This window comes from Allosediminivita pacifica (assembly GCF_003054175.1).
Taxonomy (GTDB): domain Bacteria; phylum Pseudomonadota; class Alphaproteobacteria; order Rhodobacterales; family Rhodobacteraceae; genus Allosediminivita; species Allosediminivita pacifica.
Genome location: NZ_QBKN01000023.1, coordinates 46,629 through 67,918, shown reverse-complemented (window position 1 = coordinate 67,918; position 21,290 = coordinate 46,629). Strand labels below are relative to the sequence as shown.

At 64.8% G+C, this 21,290-nt stretch carries 20 protein-coding genes; 13 read left to right on the top strand and 7 right to left on the bottom strand.

All coding sequences use genetic code 11. The features are described 5' to 3' along the window. The first annotated feature begins 29 nt into the window (after positions 1-29). A complete protein-coding gene (locus C8N44_RS16745) occupies positions 30-839 on the top strand; it encodes an IclR family transcriptional regulator (protein WP_107977928.1) in 810 nt (269 codons plus the stop codon). 278 nt (positions 840-1,117) lie between these two features. Here C8N44_RS16745 and C8N44_RS16740 read toward each other — a convergent pair whose 3' ends face one another. Genes C8N44_RS16740 through C8N44_RS16730 form a run of 3 tightly spaced genes read right to left on the bottom strand, consistent with a single transcriptional unit; the run spans position 1,118 to position 4,835 of the window. Continuing rightward, positions 1,118-3,313 carry a xanthine dehydrogenase family protein molybdopterin-binding subunit gene (locus C8N44_RS16740; RefSeq protein ID WP_107977927.1) on the bottom strand — a complete coding sequence of 732 codons (2,196 nt, stop codon included), beginning with the start codon at positions 3,311-3,313 and terminating at the stop codon, positions 1,118-1,120. After that, the gene (locus C8N44_RS16735) at positions 3,310-4,332 is read right to left on the bottom strand and encodes an FAD binding domain-containing protein (protein WP_107977926.1); all 1,023 of its coding nucleotides are present in this window, start codon (positions 4,330-4,332) and stop codon (positions 3,310-3,312) included. The genes C8N44_RS16740 and C8N44_RS16735 overlap by 4 nt, the downstream gene beginning before the upstream one ends. Next, positions 4,329-4,835, bottom strand: a complete 507-nt coding sequence (locus tag C8N44_RS16730; protein ID WP_107977925.1) for a 2Fe-2S iron-sulfur cluster-binding protein — start codon at positions 4,833-4,835, stop codon at positions 4,329-4,331. Before C8N44_RS16730 ends, C8N44_RS16735 begins: the two co-directional genes overlap by 4 nt. A gap of 432 nt (positions 4,836-5,267) precedes the next feature. On the opposite strand from C8N44_RS16730, the gene C8N44_RS16725 reads away from it, so the two are divergent. The 6 genes from C8N44_RS16725 (at position 5,268) to C8N44_RS23165 (ending at position 10,460) form a co-directional block, all read left to right on the top strand. Next, positions 5,268-5,990 (top strand): FadR/GntR family transcriptional regulator, encoded by a 723-nt coding sequence (locus tag C8N44_RS16725; RefSeq protein WP_107977924.1) that lies wholly within the window; start codon positions 5,268-5,270, stop codon positions 5,988-5,990. Positions 5,991-6,058: 68 nt separating this feature from the next. Next, the gene (locus C8N44_RS16720) at positions 6,059-7,075 is read left to right on the top strand and encodes an ABC transporter permease (RefSeq protein WP_210204176.1); all 1,017 of its coding nucleotides are present in this window, start codon (positions 6,059-6,061) and stop codon (positions 7,073-7,075) included. Position 7,076: 1 nt separating this feature from the next. Beyond that, positions 7,077-7,973 (top strand): ABC transporter permease, encoded by an 897-nt coding sequence (locus tag C8N44_RS16715; protein ID WP_107977922.1) that lies wholly within the window; start codon positions 7,077-7,079, stop codon positions 7,971-7,973. A gap of 5 nt (positions 7,974-7,978) precedes the next feature. Further along, positions 7,979-8,812: an ABC transporter ATP-binding protein gene (locus C8N44_RS16710; protein ID WP_107977921.1), complete on the top strand. Its 834-nt coding sequence runs from the start codon at positions 7,979-7,981 to the stop codon at positions 8,810-8,812. Further along, entirely contained in the window at positions 8,809-9,555 is a 747-nt protein-coding gene (locus C8N44_RS16705; protein WP_107977920.1) for an ABC transporter ATP-binding protein, read from the top strand. The genes C8N44_RS16710 and C8N44_RS16705 overlap by 4 nt, the downstream gene beginning before the upstream one ends. 8 nt (positions 9,556-9,563) lie before the next feature. Next, positions 9,564-10,460, top strand: coding sequence for a hydrolase (locus tag C8N44_RS23165; RefSeq protein WP_146178856.1), 897 nt, complete (start codon positions 9,564-9,566; stop codon positions 10,458-10,460). 46 nt (positions 10,461-10,506) lie between these two features. Here C8N44_RS23165 and C8N44_RS16690 read toward each other — a convergent pair whose 3' ends face one another. The 4 genes from C8N44_RS16690 to kdgD form a co-directional block, all read right to left on the bottom strand. Then, complete coding sequence (locus tag C8N44_RS16690) at positions 10,507-12,099, bottom strand: ABC transporter substrate-binding protein (RefSeq protein ID WP_107977917.1); 1,593 nt, start codon at positions 12,097-12,099, stop codon at positions 10,507-10,509. A 70-nt stretch (positions 12,100-12,169) separates the two neighbouring features. Further along, entirely contained in the window at positions 12,170-12,823 is a 654-nt protein-coding gene (locus tag C8N44_RS16685) for an SGNH/GDSL hydrolase family protein (protein WP_107977916.1), read from the bottom strand. Continuing rightward, complete coding sequence (locus C8N44_RS16680; RefSeq protein WP_107977915.1) at positions 12,820-13,968, bottom strand: mandelate racemase family protein; 1,149 nt, start codon at positions 13,966-13,968, stop codon at positions 12,820-12,822. Before C8N44_RS16680 ends, C8N44_RS16685 begins: the two co-directional genes overlap by 4 nt. Further along, positions 13,965-14,882 carry a 5-dehydro-4-deoxyglucarate dehydratase gene (gene kdgD, locus C8N44_RS16675; protein WP_107977914.1) on the bottom strand — a complete coding sequence of 306 codons (918 nt, stop codon included), beginning with the start codon at positions 14,880-14,882 and terminating at the stop codon, positions 13,965-13,967. Before kdgD ends, C8N44_RS16680 begins: the two co-directional genes overlap by 4 nt. A gap of 133 nt (positions 14,883-15,015) precedes the next feature. Between kdgD and C8N44_RS16670 the strand changes: the two genes are divergently transcribed. The 6 genes from C8N44_RS16670 to C8N44_RS16645 all read left to right on the top strand — a co-directional run bounded on the left by C8N44_RS16670 (position 15,016) and on the right by C8N44_RS16645 (position 21,068). Beyond that, positions 15,016-15,336 (top strand): cupin domain-containing protein, encoded by a 321-nt coding sequence (locus C8N44_RS16670; RefSeq protein WP_107977913.1) that lies wholly within the window; start codon positions 15,016-15,018, stop codon positions 15,334-15,336. A gap of 374 nt (positions 15,337-15,710) precedes the next feature. Beyond that, positions 15,711-17,198, top strand: a complete 1,488-nt coding sequence (locus tag C8N44_RS16665) for an aldehyde dehydrogenase family protein (RefSeq protein ID WP_107977912.1) — start codon at positions 15,711-15,713, stop codon at positions 17,196-17,198. Positions 17,199-17,272: 74 nt separating this feature from the next. Then, a complete protein-coding gene (locus C8N44_RS16660) occupies positions 17,273-18,154 on the top strand; it encodes an NAD(P)-dependent oxidoreductase (RefSeq protein ID WP_107977911.1) in 882 nt (293 codons plus the stop codon). A gap of 87 nt (positions 18,155-18,241) precedes the next feature. Further along, positions 18,242-19,222 (top strand): TRAP transporter substrate-binding protein, encoded by a 981-nt coding sequence (locus C8N44_RS16655; RefSeq protein WP_107977910.1) that lies wholly within the window; start codon positions 18,242-18,244, stop codon positions 19,220-19,222. A gap of 45 nt (positions 19,223-19,267) precedes the next feature. Next, on the top strand, positions 19,268-19,792 hold the full coding sequence (locus C8N44_RS16650; RefSeq protein WP_107977909.1) for a TRAP transporter small permease: 525 nt from the start codon (positions 19,268-19,270) through the stop codon (positions 19,790-19,792). Further along, a complete protein-coding gene (locus C8N44_RS16645; protein WP_107977908.1) occupies positions 19,785-21,068 on the top strand; it encodes a TRAP transporter large permease in 1,284 nt (427 codons plus the stop codon). The genes C8N44_RS16650 and C8N44_RS16645 overlap by 8 nt, the downstream gene beginning before the upstream one ends. Positions 21,069-21,290: the final 222 nt, after the last annotated feature.

Here is a 21,290-nt window from a genome sequence, read left to right as displayed (position 1 = left end):
ATTGGACAGGTCAACAGTGGAGATGTGCCTTGGCGAGCATTCTGCGTGCCGCCCCGCCAGCCTCGCCCGAAAACGAGGCAGGGGATCACGACGCACTTTTCGTCCGCACCGCTGGTCGGGCAATGCGGGTTCTGAGTGCCTTCCATCACGCGGGGGGGCCGCTGAGCCTATCCGAGATCGCCGCAAGCGCAGGTATCGACCGCTCCGCAGCCCAGCGGCTCGTTCATACGCTCGGCAAGCTCGGATATCTCAGGCGCGGTCCCTCCGGTCGCGGTTACCTGCCTGGAATCCGCATCCTCGACACGACGCTGGACCTCTTGCGCCTCGATCCGATGGTGCAGAATGCAACGCCCGTACTCATGGAACTGCGCAAGAACGTTCGCGAGCGTGTGGACCTGAGCTTCTTCGACGAAACGCGGTTGGTCTATGCGCTGCGGATGCAAAGCAAACGCGAGACGTTCTACGCCTCTCTGGTGGGGCACAGTGTTCCAACTTATTGCACCGCGGGCGGTCGGGCGGCTCTGTCGGTCATGCCCGACGCGGAGGCGCGCGGCATCGTCGAGCGGACCCCGATCCACGCCTACACCTCGAAGACGCTCACCGATGTGGATGAGATCATGATGCAAATTTCCCATGCACGTGAGCAAGGCTACGCGGTGATCGTTGAGGAGTTCGTTCAGGGCGAGGTCGCGATCGGCGTCCCGATCTCGTCGGGTGGGCATCCGCTCGGCGCGATCCATGTCGCCGGATCCTTGTCAGAATGGACCCCCGAGGCCTTTGTCGACAGGGTCGCACCGCTTGCCTCCGAAGCCGCTCGCGCGATTGTGGGAAGTCTTTAGGTCGCGTTCTGGGAGGCCTCCGCTCGGTGCAGAGCCGAGCGCGTTCAGTGGCGAGACAATGATCGCCGCTTTGCTCGATCGCATCACCCGATGTCCCGGCACAGTTGAAACCGGTATCGAAGACTGGCGCTTCAAGGCCCGCGCCTGATCAGCTTGCCCGGGCCGGCTGCGCCACTTGGCGCCAGGCCGCCCCGGGCAAGCTGTAACACACGTGAGTCATTGTCGGGCGCCGCTAGGGGCAAATTCGGCGCTGATTGATAGTCATGCCTTCGGGCCCGTCAGAGGCCAAGCGCCTCAAGGCCCGCGATCACCTTGTCGGGCGTTGCGGGGAAGTCGTAGAGTCGCACGCCGCAGGCGTTGTGGATCGCATTGAAGACCGCCGCGCCTGCACCCGAGATACCGAGTTCGCCGACCCCGCGGCTCTGCATGGGGTTGGCCTCGTCGTCGCGGTTGTCGAGGAAGCTCACCTCCATCTGCGCGGGCACGTCGGCGTGCGAGGCCACGTGGTAGTTGGCAAGATCCCGCGTCACGATGTGTCCGGTGCGCGGATCGTGGGAAATCTCCTCGGTCAGCGCTGCACCGAGGCCCCAGACCATTCCGCCGACCGCCTGAGAGCGGGCCGTCTTCTCGTTGAGGACGCGACCGATGTCCATGATGCCCAGCATCCGGCGCACGCGGACCTCGCCGGTCCAGGCATGCACGGCGACCTCGACGAAATGCGCGCCGTACCCGGCCGAGAAGTGCGACTCGGCGGTCTTGCCCGCCTCGATCTGCGCCTCTTCGACGATTTCACTCTGGACGAGGTCCGAGATCGCCATCTCGCGGTTGCCGCCGCGGGCGATGCCGTCCTGCAGGGTCAGCTCGTCGGCGTCGCAGCCCATCGCCTCGGCCAGCTTGGCGCGGATCTTGCGCGCCGCGAGGAAGACCGCCGAACCCGAGGAGCTTGCCCCGAACGACCCGCCGGACCCAGAGGCGCCGGGCAGGTCGGTGTCGCCCAGACGCACCGTGACGCGGTCGGCCGAGAGGCCCAGCATCTCGCCCGCGATCTGGGCGAAGATGGCATAGGTCCCGGTGCCGATGTCGGTCATGTCGGTTTCGACCGTGGCGCCTCCGGCCTCGAGCCGCACGCGCGCCGAGGCCTGGATCAGCATGTTGGGACGACCGGCGGAGGCCATGCCCACACCGATGAACCAGTCGCCCTCGCGCCGCGCGCCGGGCTTGCCGCGCGCCGACCAGCCGAACTCCTCGGCCCCGCGGCGCAGGCATTCGGCCAGTCCGCGCGAGGAGAACGCCTGTCCCGTCATCGGGTGCGTGTCGGGCAGGTTCTTCAGGCGCAGCTCCACCGGGTCGATGTCGAGCTGTTCGGCGAGTTCGTCCAGCGCGGCTTCGAAGGTGAGCATGCCCACGGCCTCGCCCGGGGCGCGCACCGACCCTGTCGGGGTGCGGTGGTTGCGGGCGAGCGACTGCTGGAAGCGAAGCGCGTCCGCGCCGTAGAGGAACTGCGAACAGCTGCTGGTGGGCTCGGCGAAGCCCTCTTCCCAGAGGTTCGACACCCGGTCGTCGTGGCCCACCGCACGGAGCTTGCCATCGGCATCGGCGGCGAAGCGCACGCGCTGCGTGGTTTCGGTCCGGCGCAGGATGCTGTCGAAGACCGCCTGCCGGGGCATCACGACCCGCACTGGGCGGCCCAATTCGCGCGCGGCCTGGGCCGCGGCCACGGCGTCGGGGCCGATGCCCAGCTTGGAGCCAAAGCCCCCGCCGACGAAGGGCGCGAGGATCTGCACGTTCTCGGCCGGAATGCCGAGTGAATCCGCGATCTCGTTCTTGTTGAAGCGCAGCATCTGCAGCGACGACCGCAACAGCAGCTTGTCGCCCTGCCATTCGGCGATGGCCGCGTGCGGCTCCATCGCGGCAGCGACCTGCGCGGCGGTCGTGAACTCCCGGTCGACCTTGAAGGCCGCGCCGTCGAAGGCGCTGTCCCAGTCGCCCACGGCGGAGGGATCGCCCGTCTCGACCTCGGAGGCGGTATCTGGATCGACGTCGGCGCCGGCTTCGGCCTCGAAATCGACCTTCAGGCGCAGCGCCCCATCGCGGGCGGCCTCGAAGCTTTCACCCACCACCAGCGCGATCGGTTGCCCGTGGTAGTCGACCCGCGTGCCCGGCTGAACCGGGGCGGCGTTGGCCATGCCTTGGGCGGGGTTGCGGATGAACTCGGGGCCCGACACGACTCCGATCACGCCGGGCAGGTCGGAGATGCTGTCGGCGTGGATGGCCGCGACCTTGCCCTTGGTGATCGTGGCCCGCACCAGAACGCCATGGGCTGTGCCCTCGGGCGTGCCATCGGCGGCGTAGCGTGCGCGGCCCGACACCTTTTGCGGGCCGTCGGGGCGGTCCATGGGCGTGCCGATGACGCCCTGGCCGGTTTCGTCCAGTAGGCGCGCCTGCGCCTTGTCCATGCGGAATGTCTCGGTCATGCCGCGTCCTTCGTCTTGTCGGTTCCGGGGCTCGCGTCGGCAAGGCCGGTGGCCTCGCGCAGGACGGCGATCAGCGTGCGGCGCAGCATCGGCAGCTTGAAGGCGTTGTCGGAATGCGGGGTCGCATCGGCCGTCAGCGCCTCGGCTGCCTTGCGGAACAGGGCCTCGTCCGGGGCTTGACCGACGAGCATCTCCTCGACCTTGGCGTTGGTCCAGGGCTTGGGGGCGACGCCGCCGTAGGCCAGCTTGGCCCGCGCGATCTTGCCATCGGTGAGGGTGACATTGCCTGCGACTGACACCAGCGCAAAGGCGTAGGAGGCGCGGTCCCGCACCTTGCGGTAGGCCTGCACGGCGCCTTTCTCGGGCGCGGGCAGCACGACCGCGGTGATGATCTCGTCCACGGCGAGCGTCGTCTCGAGGTCCGGGCGGTCCCCCGGCAGCCGGTAGAGCTCGTCGAGCTTCAGGCGGCGGGTGCTGCTGTCGGGGCTGCGCACCTCGACCTCGGCGTCGAGCGCCCGCAGGCCCACGGCCATGTCGGAGGGGTGGGCGGCAAGGCAGTCGTCGGAGACGCCGAAGACGGCGAGCATGCGGCCGACGCCCTCCTTGGCCGCGCATCCGGCGCCCGGGTCGCGCTTGTTGCAGGCCATGGCGGGGTCGTAGAAATAGGGGCAACGGGTGCGCTGCAGCAGGTTGCCGCCGGTGGTCGCCTTGTTGCGGATCTGGCCCGACGCGCCGGCAAGGATCGCGCGGCTCAGCACTGGGTAGAGCGAGCGGACGCGGTGATCCTCGGCCAGTTGCGAGTTGGTGACGAGCGCACCGATGCGCAGGCCCTCGCCCTCGGCGCTGATCTCCGACAGGTCCGGCAGGCGGGTGATGTCGACGACTTTTTCAGGGGCCATGACCTGCAGCTTCATCAGGTCCAGCAGGTTCGTCCCGCCCGCGATGACGCGCGCGGTTTCGTCGAGCTGCCCGGCCGCGTCGTCCAGCGTTTCGGCGCGTGCGTAGGTGAATTCTTTCATGACTTCTTCTCCGCGCTCATGGCGATCGCCTCGCGGATGAAGGGATAGGCCGAGCAGCGGCAGAGGTTGCCGCTCATGCGCTCGGCGATCTCGGCGTCGGTGAGGGGCACCGAGCCGGTCAGCGTTTCCGAGACATGCGAGGGCGCGCCGTCGCGGGCCTCTTCGAGCATGGCGGTGGCCGACATGATCTGGCCGGGCGTGCAGTAGCCGCACTGGTAGCCGTCCTTGTTGACGAACGCCTCTTGCAGCGTGTTGAGCGCGCCGGGTTCGCCGAGGCCTTCGATGGTGGTGATCTCGTCGCCGTCGTGCATCGCTGCGAGCGAGAGGCAGGAATTGACCCGGCGCCCGTTCACGAGAACCGTGCAGGCCCCGCACTGGCCGTGGTCGCAGCCCTTTTTCGTTCCGGTGAGATCAAGGTGATCGCGTAGCGCGTCGAGCAATGTCGTGCGCGACTCGTGCTCGACCTGCCGTGCCTCGCCATTGACCGTGAGGTCCGTCTTCATGCCGCCTCCGTCTGACTGGGTGGGCCCCTTCGCGTGGAAGAAGTTTCTGTCGAACGAGTGGAAACTGGAATTGTTCCTCTGTCTTCCACGTCAAGCGGACGGCATTCTTCCTCGCAGGGGCGTGGCAGCTTCGGCAAGAGCCAAGCCGAGTGGGGGGAGCCCCGACTTTCTTCGGGCTTACGGAAGGCCGCCGTTTGCCTGCGCTGCTCCCCAATGCTGGATCGCCATCGGCGACGTCGACCGCAGATGCACCGGACCAATCGTCCGATGCAGGTCAGCAGTTCGTGTTGTCATAATTGTCGTTGGGCTGAGCGAAATCGCCTGGCCCATGAGTGGTCGTGTCCGTGCGGCGGTTTCATGTAGTATCTCCGTGCAATCTCCCGATCAGAGTGTATGACAAATTCCGCAAGATAGAAGACGAGAGGGTGGTAGATGGAGCAGGCAAAGCCGGGCCGACGGGGCACGATGGTGGCCGAGATGATCGCGGATCTTCGCCGCAGGATTGCCACCGGCGAATTTCCCGTGGGCAGTCGCCTGCCCAGTGAAGCAAGATTGTGTGAAGAGGCGGGGGTCAGCCGTACGGTGGTGCGCGAGGCGGTCGCCGCGCTTCGTGCCGATGGGCTGCTTCAGCCACGCCAGGGCTCCGGAGTATATGTCACCGAACCACCCGAGAGCGAAGCAGCTTCATTTCGCGACGTAGACCCGTCGCGCGTGTCGTCGGTAATCGAGATCCTTGAACTGAGGACAGCGCTTGAGGTCGAGGCCGCGGCCCTTGCTGCGCGGCGTCGATCTGCCCAGCAGGAGGAAGAGATCATCGCGCGATTCGAGGAGATGGAGGCCTTGATCGCGTCCGGCGAAACCTCGGTCGATGCGGACTTTGCCCTGCACGTGGCGATCGCGCAGGCATCGAACAACAGCCGCTTCGCGGAATGCCTGACCCTGATCGGCCCCTCTGTCATACCGCGTCGTACGGTCCGGTCGGGCGGCGGCGGGCCGACGGATCCGGAGTATCTGCGGCTTATCTCGCAGGAGCATCGCGAAATCGTAAGCGCTATTCTCGCCAACGATGATGCCGCCGCGTCTCAGGCGATGCGGGAACATCTGCAAGGCAGTCTGGCGCGGTACCGTGCGATCTTCGGAGGAAGATCGGTTTAGGATAGCTTGTCATATGAATTAGACTAAGTCATACTACGTCAAAGCGAAGTCATCTTGGGAGGGGTGTGATGCGGCGCAGGGTGATACCGGACATCGCCGGCCAGGCGGGGGCGATCCTCGTCACGCTGGCTGGATTGCTGATCCTGACCTTCGTTATCGGGAGGATCATGCCGACCGACCCCGTTCGGGCCATCGTCGGCGAGGATGCCACGCGGGAGGTTTACGAGAACGTCTATCGCCAATTGGGATTGGACAGGCCGGTCTGGCAGCAATTCTTCTTCTATGTTCGCGACGTGCTGACCTTTGATTTCGGTACGTCCATCCGTACCGGCCAGCCGGTGCTTCAGGACATTGCACGCGTCCTGCCGGCCACTGTCGAGCTTGCGACATTTGCCATCGTGATCGGTGCGGGCCTCGGCATTCCGCTGGGCGTCGCCGCGGCGGTGAACAAGGACCGCTGGCCCGACCACGTGATCCGGATCGCGAGCCTGATGGGGCATTCGATGCCGATCTTCTGGACGGGCATGATCGCGCTGCTGATCTTCTATGCGGGCCTCGGCTGGGTCGGCGGGTCGGGGCGGATGAGCCAGTTCTACATCGGCCTGGTTCCGGAGCGGACGAACTTTCTCCTGATCGACAGCGCCCTTGCGGGCCAGTGGGACGTGTTCCGCAGCGCCGTGAACCACATCATCCTGCCGGCGTCGCTGCTCGGGTATTCTTCTTCGGCGTACATCACGCGGATGACGCGCAGCTTCATGCTGGATCAGTTGAACCAGGAATACGTGACGACGGCACGGGTGAAGGGGCTGTCGCGCAACAAGACGATCTGGCGTCATGCCTTCGGCAACATCAAGGTGCAGTTGGTCACGATCGTCGCGCTTGCCTACGGATCGCTTCTCGAGGGCGCGGTGCTGATCGAGACGGTCTTTGCCTGGCCGGGCTTTGGACAGTACCTCACCTCGAACCTGCTGATCGGCGACATGAACGCGGTGATGACCTGCGTGCTTGTCGTGGGCCTGATCTTCATTGGCCTGAACTTGATTTCCGACATCCTTTACAGGGTCTTCGACCCGAGGACGCGCTGAAATGGTGACACTTCCCCTTGGAACCGCCCGCCGTCGTTCGCTGCCGCACGGTCTTGTTTCGCTGGGGCGCATTGCGGCCTTCCTGTTCCGCGCGCCGCCTTCGGCCTTCGGGCTTGTCGTTCTTGCACTGCTGATCCTGATGGCGGCCTTCGCGCCGCTGCTGGCGACGCATGATCCCTACGTGCAGGATCTGCAGTCCACCCTGCAGCCGCCTTCAGGCGCGCATTTCTTCGGTACGGACGAACTGGGCCGCGATATCTACAGCCGAATCGTTCACGGCTCGCGGATCACGTTGACGATCATCTTCGTCGTGTCGATCGTCGTGGGGCCCATCGGCCTGTTCATCGGCACGGTCGCGGGATACTACGGCGGACGGGTCGATACGGTTCTGATGCGCCTGACCGACATCTTCCTGTCCTTCCCTTCCCTGATCCTGTCTCTGGCTTTCGTGGCGGCGCTGGGGCCGAGCCTGAACAACGCGATCATCGCGATCTCGTTGACGGCCTGGCCGCCCATCGCGCGGCTCGCGCGGGCCGAGACGATGACCTTCCGCAGCGCCGACTATATCGCGGCGGCGCGGTTGCAGGGGGCGTCCTCGGCCCGGATCATCTGGAAGAGCATCGTGCCGATGTGCCTGCCATCGGTCCTGATCCGGCTGACGCTGAACATGGCAACCGTGATCCTGACCGCCGCCGGCCTCGGTTTCCTAGGGCTCGGGGCACAGCCACCACTCCCGGAGTGGGGCGCGATGATCGCGACGGGGCGCCGGTACATGATCGATAGCTGGTGGCTGGTGACCTTCCCCGGGGTCGCGATCCTTCTGGTCAGTCTTGCCTTCAACCTTCTGGGCGACGGACTGCGCGACGCGCTCGATCCCAAGCAGATTAACAAGAGGTGAGCGCCATGGAGCCGATACTGAGCGTAAAGAACCTTGGCGTGCGCTACGGCGGGTCGGCCGAGTGGGCTGTGCGCGGAGTGAGTTTCGACCTTGGCCGCGAAAGGCTGGGGATTGTCGGGGAATCCGGCTCGGGAAAGTCAACCGTCGGACGAGCGATCCTTCGCCTTCTGCCGGGGGCCGAAGTCACGGCGGACCGGATGCGCTTCGAGGAACTCGACCTTCTGGATATTCCCGAGCGGCGGATGCTGAAGGTTCGCGGAGCGCGGATGTCGATGATCCTTCAGGATCCCAAGTTTTCCCTGAATCCGATCGAGCGCTGCGGCGACCAGATCGCCGAGGCCTATCGCACGCACGTCCGCGCGACCAAACGCAAGGCGCGCGCGAAGACGTTGGAGATGCTGGAGGCGGTGCAGATCCGCGAGCCGGAAAGAGTCTACGACCTCTACCCTCACGAGGTCTCGGGCGGCATGGGGCAGCGGGTCATGATCGCGATGATGTTGATGACCGATCCTGACCTGGTGATCGCGGACGAGCCGACCTCCGCTCTGGACGTGACGGTGCGCCTGGAGGTCCTGCGCATCCTCGACGGGCTGGTTCGGGAAAGGGGCATCGGTCTGGTCATGATCTCGCACGATCTGAACCTGGTGCGGAACTTCTGTGATCGGGTGCTGATCATGTATGCCGGTCAGGTCGTCGAAGTGCTTGATGCAAGGGACCTGGACCAGGCCACGCATCCTTACACCCAAGGTCTGATCGCGGCGCAGCCGCGTATCGGCGGGGACCGCGGACCGCTTCCTGTGCTTCAACGTCGGGACAGTTGGGTGGAGGGCGCCGCATGAAACCGGTGAGTGTGAAAAACCTGTCGATCACGCTGGGTGCGGCGCAGATCCTACCCGACGTGAGCTTCGACGTGGCTGCGGGCGAGTGCTTCGGGCTCGTCGGCGAAAGCGGATCCGGCAAATCCACGGTCCTGCGCTGTGCGTCGATGCTGTGGTCGATCTGGGACGGCGAAGTCCGGATCGGCGACCAGTCGGTGCGCGATATGGATGTGATGGAGCGGTGCCGGACGCTGCAAATGGTGTTTCAGGACCCCTATGGATCGCTGCATCCACGGCAATCGGTGCGGACAGTGCTGTCCGAGCCACTGGCGATCCATGGGCTGGACAACCGGCAGGATCGCATGAAGGCCGCCCTGAGCGACGTGGGACTGCCGTCGGAATTCCTTGACCGGTTTCCGCACCAGATGTCGGGCGGTCAGCGTCAGCGGGTGGCCATCGCGCGTGCGCTGATCCTGGAACCGGACGTGCTTTTCCTCGACGAGCCGACTTCGGCGCTCGATGTGAGCGTTCAGGCCGAGATCCTGAACCTGCTGGCCCGGCTGAGGCAGGAGAAGGGGTTCACCTACATCATGGTGAGCCACGATCTGGCCGTGGTCGATCACATGTGCGAACGGTTCGCAGTCATGCAGAGCGGGCGTATCGTCGAGGTGCTGGATCGGGACGATATAGTCGCGAACCGTGCGAAAGAACCTTACGCGCGAGAGTTGATCGGGGCGTCCTTGGCTTACGAGCAGGTGGTCTGATCGACGAGTTGCCGGAATTCCTCGAGGCGCGGCGGCGGACCTGGAACGGACCGCGAGCGGATCTCGAGAAGTGGCGCGCGTCGCTGCCACCGCATCATGAACTGCCCGGCGTGAAGCAGCGCGGCGTGCGAGTGGCCTTTCGGTTTGCGACCGGTGCGCGTGCGACGGGTATCTTCTTGCGCGGGCGCCCGGGACCAGCGGTCCTGGCGTTTCACGAACATGGCGGCGACTTCGCACGCGGATGGGGTAAGCTCGGGCGGGGTCGTGAATACTACCACGGGGCCTCGCCTTTGAAGGCACTGCATGCCGCGGGGCTTTCGGTGCTTTGCCTGGATGCGATTGGCTTTGGCAGCAGACGGGCAGGGGGATACGAGGGACAGCAGGCGTTGGCGGCCGCCGCAATCGGGCTTGGCTGGTCGCTGGCCGGTATCACTGCCGCAGAGGACATGCAGGCCGCGCGGTGGCTCGCGGCGCAGACGGGCGTGAGCTCGGTCGGGACCTTCGGCTTTTCTTTCGGTGGTTTCCGGGCCTGGCAGGCACTGGCCCTGTCGCGTCATGTCGATGCCGCCGCGTCGATATCGTGGATGGCGTGCCGGGCCGACATGCTGGCGGCGGGCGGACCATTCCTGCGCGGGCACTCCGCCTTCCATTTCCTGCATCCGGGTATTTCTGCCGACTATCCCGATCTTGCCGCCCTTGCGGCACCGAAACCCCTGTTCCTGCGCGTCGGGCAGAATGACAGGCACATGCCCGAGACCAGTGCTCGACAAGCGTTTGACCGCATCGCGGCCGTCCATCCAGGAGTCGATGCCGGGTTCCACGGCGAGGGCCACACCTGCCCAGTGCCGGTTCTGGAAGACGCCGTGGCTTTTCTCGTCAGGGAATTGCCGGTCGGAAAAGAATAGGGCGCGGCCGAAGCCGCGCCCCCACGGAAGTCCTGTGCTAGATTGCTCAGCGGTCCTTCGTGACGTCCTCGAAACGAGAGCTCCAGACATCCACGATCACGCCGTCGACGTCGGACTGGAAGGCCGCCGTCACGACGCGCTCGGAGAAGGGCTGGATCGAGATTACCGCGTCCTGCATGTAGTTCTGGATGTCGGAATACATTTGCCGTTGCGTTTCGACGTCGCCTTCGACGAGCGCATCCTCGATCATGCCGTTCAGCTCTTCATCGTAGAAGCTCGTCCGCCACCCCTGATAGTTTGTCAGGCCGGCGTCGTCCGAGTTGTCCGGGTTGTAGACCACGGCGCGCAGGTTGCTGTCGGGGTGCGGACTGACGCCGCCACCGCCCCGACCGACCAGAAGGTCGAACTCGCGCGAGCGCATCGCACCATAGATCTGACCGCCGTCACCTGTGATGATTTCGGCATTGATCCCGGCCTGTTTCAGCGTGGCCTGGATCGCCGTGGCGCTATCGATGAACTGCTGCGTCGAGATCACGCGAAGCGTCGTGTCGAAGCCGTCAGGGTAGCCGGCCTCGGCGAGCAGCTCTTTCGCACGCTCGACGTCCAGCTCGTAGCCCGGGTCCTCGGCCGCCGCAAAGGCATAGGAGTTGATGGGAACCTGACGCTTGGTGCCGAAGTAAGGCATGATCGCATCGTTGATGCCGTCGTAGTCGATCAGATAACGCAGCGCCTCTCGCACCTTCTTGTCCGCGAGGATCTCGTTTTTCATCGACACCGCGAGGTAATAGAATCCGGCGCTCGGAACCGTTTCGACGATGATGTCCTCGTTCTCTTCTAGCGCGCGCAGGTCTGCCGCAGCCAGTGAGTAGCCGATGTCGAGATCCCCCTGTTCGAGCGCAAGCCGCTGGCTCTGGCTTTCGGGGAGGTGACGCATCAGAACGCGCGCCATCTCGGGGGCGTCACCCCAGTAGTCCTCGTTCCGGGTCAGGATGACGAATTCGTTCGCGCGCCACTGGTTCAGCGTGAAGGCTCCCGAGCCGGCCGAGTTGTTGGTTAGCCAAGCGGTGCCCATGTCGTCTTCCGCGTGTTCTTCGACAAGGGTCTTGTCGAGGATCGAGCCGGGGCCGTTGATCGTCAGCGTCATCATCACGAGACGCGGGTCGTCAGGCTGAGGAAGGTGCAGGCGAAGCGTCTTGTTGTCGACGACTTCGGTCATTTCCTCAATGTTGTCGGCCGTGTAGCCGCGGCTGACGAGCCAGGTCGATTGCGCGAGGTTCAACTGGATCGGACGGCGCAGGCTGTAGGCGACATCCTCGGCGGTCACGGGGTTCCCCGAGGCGAATGTTGCGTCCGGGTCGATGTGGAACGTGATCGAGCGGTTGTCCTCGGAGATCTCCCAGCTCTCCGCAACCGACGGGATCAGTTCGCGCGTTTGCGGATCCAGCCTTACGATCGTGTCGTAGACATTGTTCAGGATTTGCACCGCGTCCGCGCCGGTGATTGCCGCGGGATCGAGCGTCAGGACGTTGTTCATGTTGAAGCCGACGACCAGCTGGTCGTCCGGCGTTTCGGCCATGGTCACCGAGGCCGGTGCCAATAGCAGCGCGCCAAGTGCGGCACTCGCGAGTAGATGTTTCATGGTCTTCCTCCCTAGGTTCGCCCGCTTGCGCGGGCATGGTAGTTTCGCTCCGGCGGATGCCGGCCGGGATTCACCTCGCCTGTTCCGGCGGGGAAAGCCCGAGTATCCCTGATACCGGTCCGATCAGCGCCTCGCCGATCAATCGGGTCTGATCGCGGTGGAGATGGACGCCGTCCTCCTGCGACGCGCTGGCCACGGTGGCGGCATCGAAGAAGTGCGCCCCCTCCTCTTCGGCGACCGCGGCGTATAGCGCGCCGAACCGCTGCGATTCAGTGATCCGGTTCGGACCGTCCAGTTGACGTCGCACCGGCTGCCTGCAATGGGGTGGTGCGACCACCAAGACATCGGGAACATGCCCCTTGGGCTTGTAGCGCTGCGTCTTGATAATCTGCACGAGCCTGCGCGTCCCGGCCTGTGCGCTGGTGGCCGTGGCCCCATGCATCGGTTTCAGGTCATTGGTGCCCAGCATGAGGATCACGAGATCCAGCGGCATGTGCGCTGCAAGGGCGATGGGCAGGCTCTTCACGGAGTTGCGGCAGGACGGCCCGCTGTGGTCGTCGTGACAGGTGGTCCGACCACCGACGCCGTCCTGAAGGACGCGCACCTCGCCGGACAGGCCCGCCTCGAGCACCGAGGGCCAAAGATCCTCGTAGGGGTGGCGCAGCGTCGTGACGGGATCGGCGCCCCAAGTCAGGCTGTCACCGTAGGCGAGTACAGTCTTCATTGAACACGCCGGCTCTCAATATAATCGAAGTCGAAGGCCTCACCCAGGCCGGGACGGTCCGGCACGTGAACGAAGCCGTCTTCATCCATGGGGTCGCTGAGTTCGGTCAGGTAGTCGAAACCGTCGTCGTACTCGAGGAAAGGGTGCAGGAGACCGCGCTCGTACCAGCGGCAGTTCTTTGAGGCGGCGACAACATGGAGGTTCATGGCCTGGTTGCCATGGACCTCGCATTCCATGCCGAAGGCCTCGGCCAGGCGCATGGTCTTGAGGGCGGGCGTGATGCCGCCCACGTCGTTGACGCCTGTCCGCAGGATGTCGCAGGCTCCGGTCCTGATCCATTCGGCCCGGTTCCAGTGCTTGCCCGCAGCGCTTTCGGGGCCAACGACCGGAATATCGAGATTGTCGGCGAGCCACTTGTACGATGACATGGACTGCTCATCCATGGGCTCTTCGATCCAATCGAAGTCGAGTTTTTCGAGCCCCTTTCCGAGCGCCAATGCATCGGTGCGCGAATACCAGTGGAATGCGTCGATCATCAGCCGGATGTCCGGGCCCACGGCTTCGCGGACGGCGGCACAGGCCTTCAGGTCCATTTTCACGTCCGGGGCCCAGGACACCGGTGGCATCCAGGTATGCAGCTTGATCCCCTTGTAGCCACGGGCGACGAGCTTTTCCGCAAAGCGCCCGTAGTCGTCGGGTGTGGCCAGGCCGCCCTCGATCTCGTCGCCGCACATGATGGACCCGTAGGCGAGGACCTTGTCCCGGTAGGCGCCGATCAGCTTGTGGACGGGCTGGTTCAGCGTGCGCCCGGCAAGATCCCAGAGCGCACAGTCGACGGCGGCGAGCGTGCGGTCGGTCAGCTGGGCAGCCGAGCCACGCTGCCAGTGCGCCAGATCCTGCCAGAGACGTTCGCGGTCGCGGTGGTCCTGACCGATGAGCACCTTTCTGACGAACTTGTCGATCACGTGAGGGCGCACGATCTGGGGTGGAACCACGGTGTGGCCTTCGTGCCCGTCCTCCGTCCTGATGGTCAGGAGCGCTTGTTCGACATCGTGTGGTTCCCCCGGATGGGCGTGCCCCGCGCTGTCGGAATGGCGGCGTGTTTCGTGGCGGAAGACGCGGACGGATATGTCAGTGATGATCATGCCATGACCCGTTCGTCGGCGGCTTCGATGAGGCGCGTCAGCGTCTTTTCCTCGTCTACGGTGAGGTCGGTCAGGGGCGGGCGGACCGGTCCGGCGTCGAAGCCGCGAAGGCGCACCCCCGCCTTGATTGCCGACACGGCATAGCCCTTTTGGCGGCCGCGCAGCTTCATGAAAGGATAGAAGAAGTCTTTTAGGATCTTTTCGCAGGTCGCCCGATCACCCTTGCGCAGCGCCTTGTAGAAACGGTTCGCCTGAGCCGGAATGAAGTTGAACACGGCCGAGGAATAGGTGGTGAAGCCCGCCCCGAGATAGGCCTCGGCAAACAGCTCGGCGGTGGGCATGCCGCCCAGGTAGGTCAAGCGGTCGCCGAGCGTGGCAGTGATCTGGCGAATGGTGTTGATGTCGCCCGTGCCATCCTTGAAGCCGATCAGGTTCGGGCAGAGTTCGCAGAGGCGGGCCAGCGTCTCGGCGGTCAGCTGAGCATTGTCGCGGTTGTAGACCATGACACCGATGCCGACGCTGTCGCAGACCGATTTGACGTGGTTGAACAGCCCTTCCTGAGGGCTGTCGATGAGGTAGGGCGGCAGCAGCAGGATGCCGTCAGCCCCGGCCTTCTCGGCCTTGCGGGCGATCTGCTTCGCCATTTCCGTACCGTAGCCGCAGCCGGAGACGATGGCGGTGTCGCCCGAGGCCTCCTTGGCCGCGCGCACGATGGTGGGCACTTCGTCCGGTGTCAGTGAAAAGAACTCTCCGGTGCCGCCGGCTGCGAACAGGACCGGGGCCTCGTATTCTGTCAGCCAAGCGATGTGGCGCTGGTAAGGGTCGGGCGCGAAGCGGCCGCCCGCGTCGAATGGGGTCACGGGGAAGGACAGAAGTCCCGATCCCAGAGCGGCCTTGATCTGCGTGGGGTCCATGCATCGTCTCCATCTTGTCCCGCCGTTTGTCGCGCGCCTGTGATGGGTTGTCAATATTCATATGATGACTTACGGATTGCATCATATGATGAGGCGAGGTGAAGCTGGTTTCGCCTCGCGCAGAGGGGACCGCATGACCGACTTGTTGCAAACCTATCCCGAGGCGAATCCGGATCCGGGCGTCACCCGGCAGGTGCTAAGCCAGAACGCCGCGTTGATGGTCGTTTCCTTCCGCTTCGAGGTCGATGCCGAAGGCAAGCTTCACGACCATCCTCATGTTCAATCGACGTATGTCCGCACTGGTCGCTTCCGCTTTACCGTCGAGAACGAGACTTTCGACGTCGGGCCCGGCGACAGTTTTGTCATTCCTTCGGGGGCACGCCACGGATGTGTGTGCCTGGAAAGCGGTGAGCTGATCGACACCTTCTCACCTCGCCGCGACGACTTCCTCTGAGCGCTGCTCAGCAACGTCGTTGTCGACCTTGGGTGAGAGTTGCGGATCGCGCGGCGGGTCCTGACCAGGCCTCGCGTGGCTCAGTGATGAGAATGTGCCTGTCCCGACTATGCTCCGGGCAGCATCGGCACGCACCCGTGAGGTAGGGTGTTAGTTGCTTCCGGTCTCCTTCCACCTCGGTAACGCTGAAGGCCCGCCGTGCCGCCGTGTGGTCCCCGGGGTGGAGGGCATCACAGTTCTCGCTTCGGGGGCAATGCGACAGTTGCCGTGCTCCGGGAGGATCATGCGGCGGTGTCATCTGATCAGGTTGCGTCCCTGCGCGGCTCGGGGCATGGAAGCGCCGACTGGCAGGATCGCGCAGGTGGGAGGGTGACATGAAAGATTGGAAGACATCCGCGGCAGAGCTTTATGACGGGTCGTTCCGTCCGATGTTTATCGGTGGGAACTGGGTTGAGGCCCGGTCGGGTCAGACCATGAACGCCACCAACCCCGCCGATGGATCGCTACTTGCCACCGTTCCGCAGGGTGATGCCGCCGACATCGACGCGGCGGTTGCCGCGGCGCGCAAGACCTTCGAGGGGCCTTGGGCAAAATGGACGCCCTTTGAGCGGCAGGCGCTTCTGCTGCGTATCGCCGAGCGGTTCGAGGCCGAATGGGAGGATCTCTGTCTTTCGGACACGCTCGACATGGGGATGCCGATCCAGCGAACGCTGGGCAACTCCCGTCGCGTCCTTGGCATGCTGCGCTTCTACGCGGGGCAGGCGGTCAGCATCCACGGCCAGACGATCCCGAACTCCTTCCCCGGCGAGATCTATTCCTCGACCATGCGCGAACCCATTGGCGTCGTGGGGGCGATCATTCCCTGGAACGCGCCCATCGCCGGTTCGGTGTGGAAGATCGCACCGGCCATTGCCACCGGATGTACCGTGGTTCTCAAACCTTCAGAAGAAGCCTCGCTGACCGTGCTGATGATCGCGCGACTCATGCAGGAGGCAGGGCTGCCGGAGGGCGTCCTGAACATCGTGACCGGCACGGGGGCCGAGGCGGGCGCCGCGCTGGCCGAACATCCCGGCGTCGACAAGATCGTCTTTACGGGGTCGACCGCGACCGGGCAGGCCATCGCACGCGCCGCGACCGGCAATCTCAAGCGTGTCTCGCTCGAGCTTGGAGGGAAATCCCCGGTGATCGTCTGTCGCGACGCGGACATGGACAAGGCCGTACCCGTCGCGGCGATGTCGGTCTTCGCGAACTCGGGGCAGATCTGCATCGCGGGATCGCGGCTTTTCGTGGCGCGCGAGATTCATGACGAGTTCGTGCAACGGGTCGCCGACTACGCCGCCGGTCTGAAGATCGGTCATGGTGTCGACCCCGATACGGACATCGGCCCTATCATCTCGGCCCGCCAGGCGGAACGCATCCAAGGGTATCTCTCGGCCGGGCCGGCAGAGGGCGCCGAAATCGTGACGGGCGGCGGCCGGGCCACCGGCACAGGGCTCGACGAGGGGCACTTCTTCCATCCGACGGTCTTCGGTGGCGTCACGGACGAGATGTCCATCGCCCGAGAAGAGATCTTCGGGCCGGTCATTTCGGCCTTGCCCTTTGACACGCTCGACGAGGTGGTGACCCGCGCCAATGCCACGCCCTACGGTCTGGCCGCGGGGATCTTCACGACTCACCTTGGCACGGCGCACAAGCTGGCCAACCGGATCAAGGCGGGCTCTGTCTGGGTGAACATGTATCACGCCATCGACCCGGCGGTGCCGTTCGGCGGGGTCAAGATGTCGGGCTACGGCCGCGAGGGCGGGACCGAGCACATGGAAGAATACCTCGACACCAAGGCGATCTGGATCAACGCCGATTGATCCGCTGCCCCTGACACCCTTGAAGGGCAGGGGGCGTCCTTCCAAGACCGCGCCACGGCGCAAGGAGACCTGAAATGCACGTCGGTATCATCGGTGTGGGCCTCATGGGCCACGGCATCGCCCGCAATGTCCTGTCGCGCGGCGGCTTCGCGCTGAGCTTCCTCGATCACCCCGGCAACCAGCCGGTCGACGAAATCGAGGGGCTTGGTGGCAAGCCGCTCGGCACGCCGGCCGAGATCGCGCAGGTCGCGGATGTGATCATCCTCTGCGTGACCGGGTCGCCGCAGGTCGAAGCCATCGTCGCGGGGGAAAACGGCCTCGCGGGCGCGCTGCGCCCGGGCACGGTGGTGGTCGACTGCTCCACCGCGCTGCCCGAGTCGACCCTGCGGATGGGAGCACTGGTCCGCGAGGCAGGGGGCGACTACCTCGACGCGCCGATGACCCGCACGGCCAAGCACGCCCACGAAGGCACGCTCAATCTGCTCGTCGGTGGTGAGGCCGCAACGCTGGAGAAGATCCGCCCGGTGCTGGCCTCCTTTACCGAGGCGGTGTCGCACGTGGGGCCGCTCGGCCACGGCCACCGGATGAAGCTGCTCCACAATTACGTCTCGGTCGGCTATATGACCCTGCTGGCCGAGGCCGCAGCTCAAGCGGCCGATGCCGGGATCGACCCGCAGGTTTTTGTCGAGGTGCTGGCCAATGGCGGCGGGGCCAGTGCGGCGCTTGATCGGCTCGCGCCCTACATCACCGCGCAGGACCGCGACGCGCTGCCCTTTGCCGTTGCGAACGCGCAGAAGGACATCGACTACTACCGTGCCATGGCCGAGGCCGCCGGGGCGCAGCAGACGGTGGCGGACGGGGTTTCCAAGGCACTTGGGGCAAGCGTCGAGGGGGGCCACGGCGCGGCCTATGTGCCGGAACTCGTGACATTCTTCCGCAAGTCGTCCGCCGACTGAAAGTGACACAAATTCCGGGCTGTGCGCAGGGTTGTCACTCAAAACTCGCTTGTGTAGCAACAACCGGAATACACTGGGAGGAAATCCATGACATTCGTTATTCGTGGGCTGGCGGCTGCCGGCTCGCTTGCTGCACTCGCCCTGCCGGCATACGCGCAGACCGAAGTGAAGATCGGCTATGCCCTTGCGCCCGACAGCCACTATGGCGTCGCCGCAAAGACCTTCGAAGAGGTCGTGAAGGCCGAAACCGGCGGTGACTTCGAATTCAACCACTTCCCGTCCTCCGGTCTGGGCGGTGAGCGCGAGGTGATTGAAGGCCTGCAGATCGGCACGATCGAGGCGACCATCGTGTCGTCGGGCACGCTGGCGAACTTCGTGCCGGCCACCGGCGTCTTTGACATTCCGTTCCTGTTCCGCGATCTCGAACACGCGCGCGCGGTGCTTGACGGCGATATCGGGCAGGAGATCCTTGGCCGGTTCGACGACGTTGGCCTGCATGGTCTCGCCTGGGGGGAGCAGGGCTTCCGCCACATCACCAACAACCGCAATCCCATCGAGACGCCCGAGGACGTTCAGGGCCTCAAGATCCGCACGATGGAAAACCCGGTCCACCTTGCTGCCTTCAACGCCATGGGCGCCGCGCCCACCCCGATGGCTTGGCCTGAGGTGATCTCCTCGCTTCAGCAGGGCGTCATCGACGGGCAGGAAAACCCGCTTTCGGTGATCGTGTCGGTCAAGCTCGACGAGGTGCAGCAATACCTGACGCTTTCGGGCCACGTCTATTCGCCGGCGATGCTGCTTGTATCCAAGCCGTTCTGGGAAAGCCTCGACGACGATCAGAAAGCGGCCTTCGAGAAAGCAGGCAAGGAAGCGGCCCAGGCGATGCGCGGCTTCGTGGACGAGGTCGAGACCACAGGTGTCGAGACGCTCAAGGAACGCGGCATGGAGGTCAACGAACTCTCCGCGGAGCAGAAGGCGGCCTTCCAGGAGGATATCGCATCGGCCTACGAGGGCTACTACGAGACCTATGGTCAGGAGCTCGTGGATTCCATCGTCAACTTCAAATGATACAGCGCCGGCGCCCAAGGGCGCCGGCACCTTCCGGAGGCGAGCGTGAAGCGGCTCGAAAAGATATTTGTCAGCGCGAACGGCTGGTTCCTGATCCTGATCCTCGGGGCCATGCCGCTGATCGTCGGCGCCAACATCACCCTGCGCTTTGCCACCGGGCATTCGCTGCCCTGGGCTGACGAGGCTGCACGGTACCTGATGATCTGGATGACCTTCGGGGGCGCGGGACTTGCGCTGCGCGTCGGCGGCCACGTGGCCATCACCAATCTGCAGGATGCCCTTCCCGGCGCGGGGCAGAAGCTTTTGCGGGCTGCCCTCGTGCTGGGGCTGCTCGCCTTCTTCTGCTTCATGGTCTCGGTCGGAATCGAATACGCCCAGAGGATGCAGTACCAGTCCACACCCGCCATGCGGCTGCCCTTCAGCTATGTATACGCGGCCATGCCCGTGGGCTTTTCCCTGCTTGTCCTACACCTGCTTCTGATCGCGCGCGATTTCATCAGGGCGGGCACCTACAAGGACGACGGTTCGGGCGAAAGCGACATCGCGGTCCGCGAGGGCGCCCATGGCTGAGATCCTGTTTCCCGCGCTCTTCATCTTGCTGGCGCTCGGCCTGCCCGTGGCCTTCGCCATGGCGATTTCCGTCTTTGCGGCGCTGAGCCTCGCCTCGAGCTATCCCAACATCGTTGTCGTGAAAGAGATGTTCTCGGGGCTCGACAGCTTTCCGCTGCTGGCCGTCCCCTTCTTCATTCTCGCGGCCGAGATCATGACCGCAGGCGCCGTCACGCTGGCCGTGCTGCGGCTGGCGCAGGCACTGGTCGGGCACCACAAGGGCGGCCTTGGGCATGCCAACGTGGTGAGTTCGGCCATGTTCGCGGGAATCTCGGGCAGTGCGCTGGCCGATGCGGCCGGCCCGGGCTCCATGATGATCCGCATGATGGAACGCGGGGGCTACGATCGCGCCTATGCGGGCGCGCTGACCATCGCGAGTTCGGTGGTCGGGCCGATTATCCCGCCCTCGATCACCATGATCATCTATGCCATGCAGGATCAGCAGGTTTCGGTCGGATCGCTCTTCATGGCGGGGGTCCTTCCCGGCGTGCTGATCACTGTCCTGGTTCTTGTGGCCAACGCCCGCGTGAGCCGGATCCGGGGTTATGCCTCCGGCGCGCCGATGCCGCCGCTGGCCGAGATCGGGCGCATCGCCGTGCATGCGCTTCCGGCGCTTCTGCTGATCGTGCTGATCGTCGGCGGAATTCGCTTCGGGATCTTCACGCCGACCGAGGCGTCGGTCATCGCGGTTTTCTACGCGCTTTTCGTGGGCATGTTCGTCTACCGTTCGATTAAGCTTCGGGACCTGCCGGAAACCATCCTGCGGGCCGCGCTGATCGCCGGGGCGGTGCTGCTGATCCTCGGCGCCGCGCGTGCCTTTGCCTGGATCCTGATCATCGAGGGGATCCCGCAGTTCTTGGCCGAGACAATCATCGCCTGGGACCTGTCGCCCGTGGTTTTCCTGCTGGCGGTGAACGTACTGCTGCTGGCCTTCGGCCTGTTCATGGACCCGCTGCCCGGCGTGATGATCCTCGTGCCGATCCTTGCCCCGATCAGCTTGGCGCTGGGCATCGACCCCGATCACTTTGCGATCATCGTGATCGTCAACCTGACGATCGGCCTCACGACGCCACCGGTGGGCAGTCTGATCTTTGTAGTCTCCTCGGCGGTGAAACTCCGGCCCTCGACATTGATCGGCGAGATGCCTCCCTTCTTCATCGCGCTCGCCACGGCCCTGCTGCTCATCACGTTCGTGCCGGTCCTCTCGACCTGGTTGCCGGCGGTCAGTGGCTTCTAGGCTCCAGGGCCGAAGGGTAGGCATTTCCTTTTCTGTGTCGGAACATAAAGCCCTCAGATGAAGGCTCCTGCTTTCGAAACGGCTGGCGCAGGCGTGCTGTTGGAAAGGCCCTCCGGTGCGGGTGGGCCGTTGCGAGTACTGTGCTGTGAGCGGTGAGCGGAAGAGGGTGACCTTCGGTTCCCCGGCTTGTCCCCGGCTGCTGCGCCTGGACCTGAGTGAAAG

Coding starts and splice junctions, on each gene's coding strand:
- C8N44_RS16680 (WP_107977915.1), bottom strand. CDS start 13,968: ATGATCATCACTGACATATCCGTCCGCGTCTTCCGCCACGAAACACGC.
- C8N44_RS16655 (WP_107977910.1), top strand. CDS start 18,242: ATGACATTCGTTATTCGTGGGCTGGCGGCTGCCGGCTCGCTTGCTGCA.
- C8N44_RS16665 (WP_107977912.1), top strand. CDS start 15,711: ATGAAAGATTGGAAGACATCCGCGGCAGAGCTTTATGACGGGTCGTTC.
- C8N44_RS16715 (WP_107977922.1), top strand. CDS start 7,077: ATGGTGACACTTCCCCTTGGAACCGCCCGCCGTCGTTCGCTGCCGCAC.
- C8N44_RS16740 (WP_107977927.1), bottom strand. CDS start 3,313: ATGACCGAGACATTCCGCATGGACAAGGCGCAGGCGCGCCTACTGGAC.
- C8N44_RS16670 (WP_107977913.1), top strand. CDS start 15,016: ATGACCGACTTGTTGCAAACCTATCCCGAGGCGAATCCGGATCCGGGC.
- C8N44_RS16690 (WP_107977917.1), bottom strand. CDS start 12,099: ATGAAACATCTACTCGCGAGTGCCGCACTTGGCGCGCTGCTATTGGCA.
- kdgD (WP_107977914.1), bottom strand. CDS start 14,882: ATGGACCCCACGCAGATCAAGGCCGCTCTGGGATCGGGACTTCTGTCC.
- C8N44_RS16735 (WP_107977926.1), bottom strand. CDS start 4,332: ATGAAAGAATTCACCTACGCACGCGCCGAAACGCTGGACGACGCGGCC.
- C8N44_RS16660 (WP_107977911.1), top strand. CDS start 17,273: ATGCACGTCGGTATCATCGGTGTGGGCCTCATGGGCCACGGCATCGCC.
- C8N44_RS16730 (WP_107977925.1), bottom strand. CDS start 4,835: ATGAAGACGGACCTCACGGTCAATGGCGAGGCACGGCAGGTCGAGCAC.
- C8N44_RS16710 (WP_107977921.1), top strand. CDS start 7,979: ATGGAGCCGATACTGAGCGTAAAGAACCTTGGCGTGCGCTACGGCGGG.
- C8N44_RS16685 (WP_107977916.1), bottom strand. CDS start 12,823: ATGAAGACTGTACTCGCCTACGGTGACAGCCTGACTTGGGGCGCCGAT.
- C8N44_RS16725 (WP_107977924.1), top strand. CDS start 5,268: ATGGAGCAGGCAAAGCCGGGCCGACGGGGCACGATGGTGGCCGAGATG.
- C8N44_RS16645 (WP_107977908.1), top strand. CDS start 19,785: ATGGCTGAGATCCTGTTTCCCGCGCTCTTCATCTTGCTGGCGCTCGGC.
- C8N44_RS16705 (WP_107977920.1), top strand. CDS start 8,809: ATGAAACCGGTGAGTGTGAAAAACCTGTCGATCACGCTGGGTGCGGCG.
- C8N44_RS16720 (WP_210204176.1), top strand. CDS start 6,059: ATGCGGCGCAGGGTGATACCGGACATCGCCGGCCAGGCGGGGGCGATC.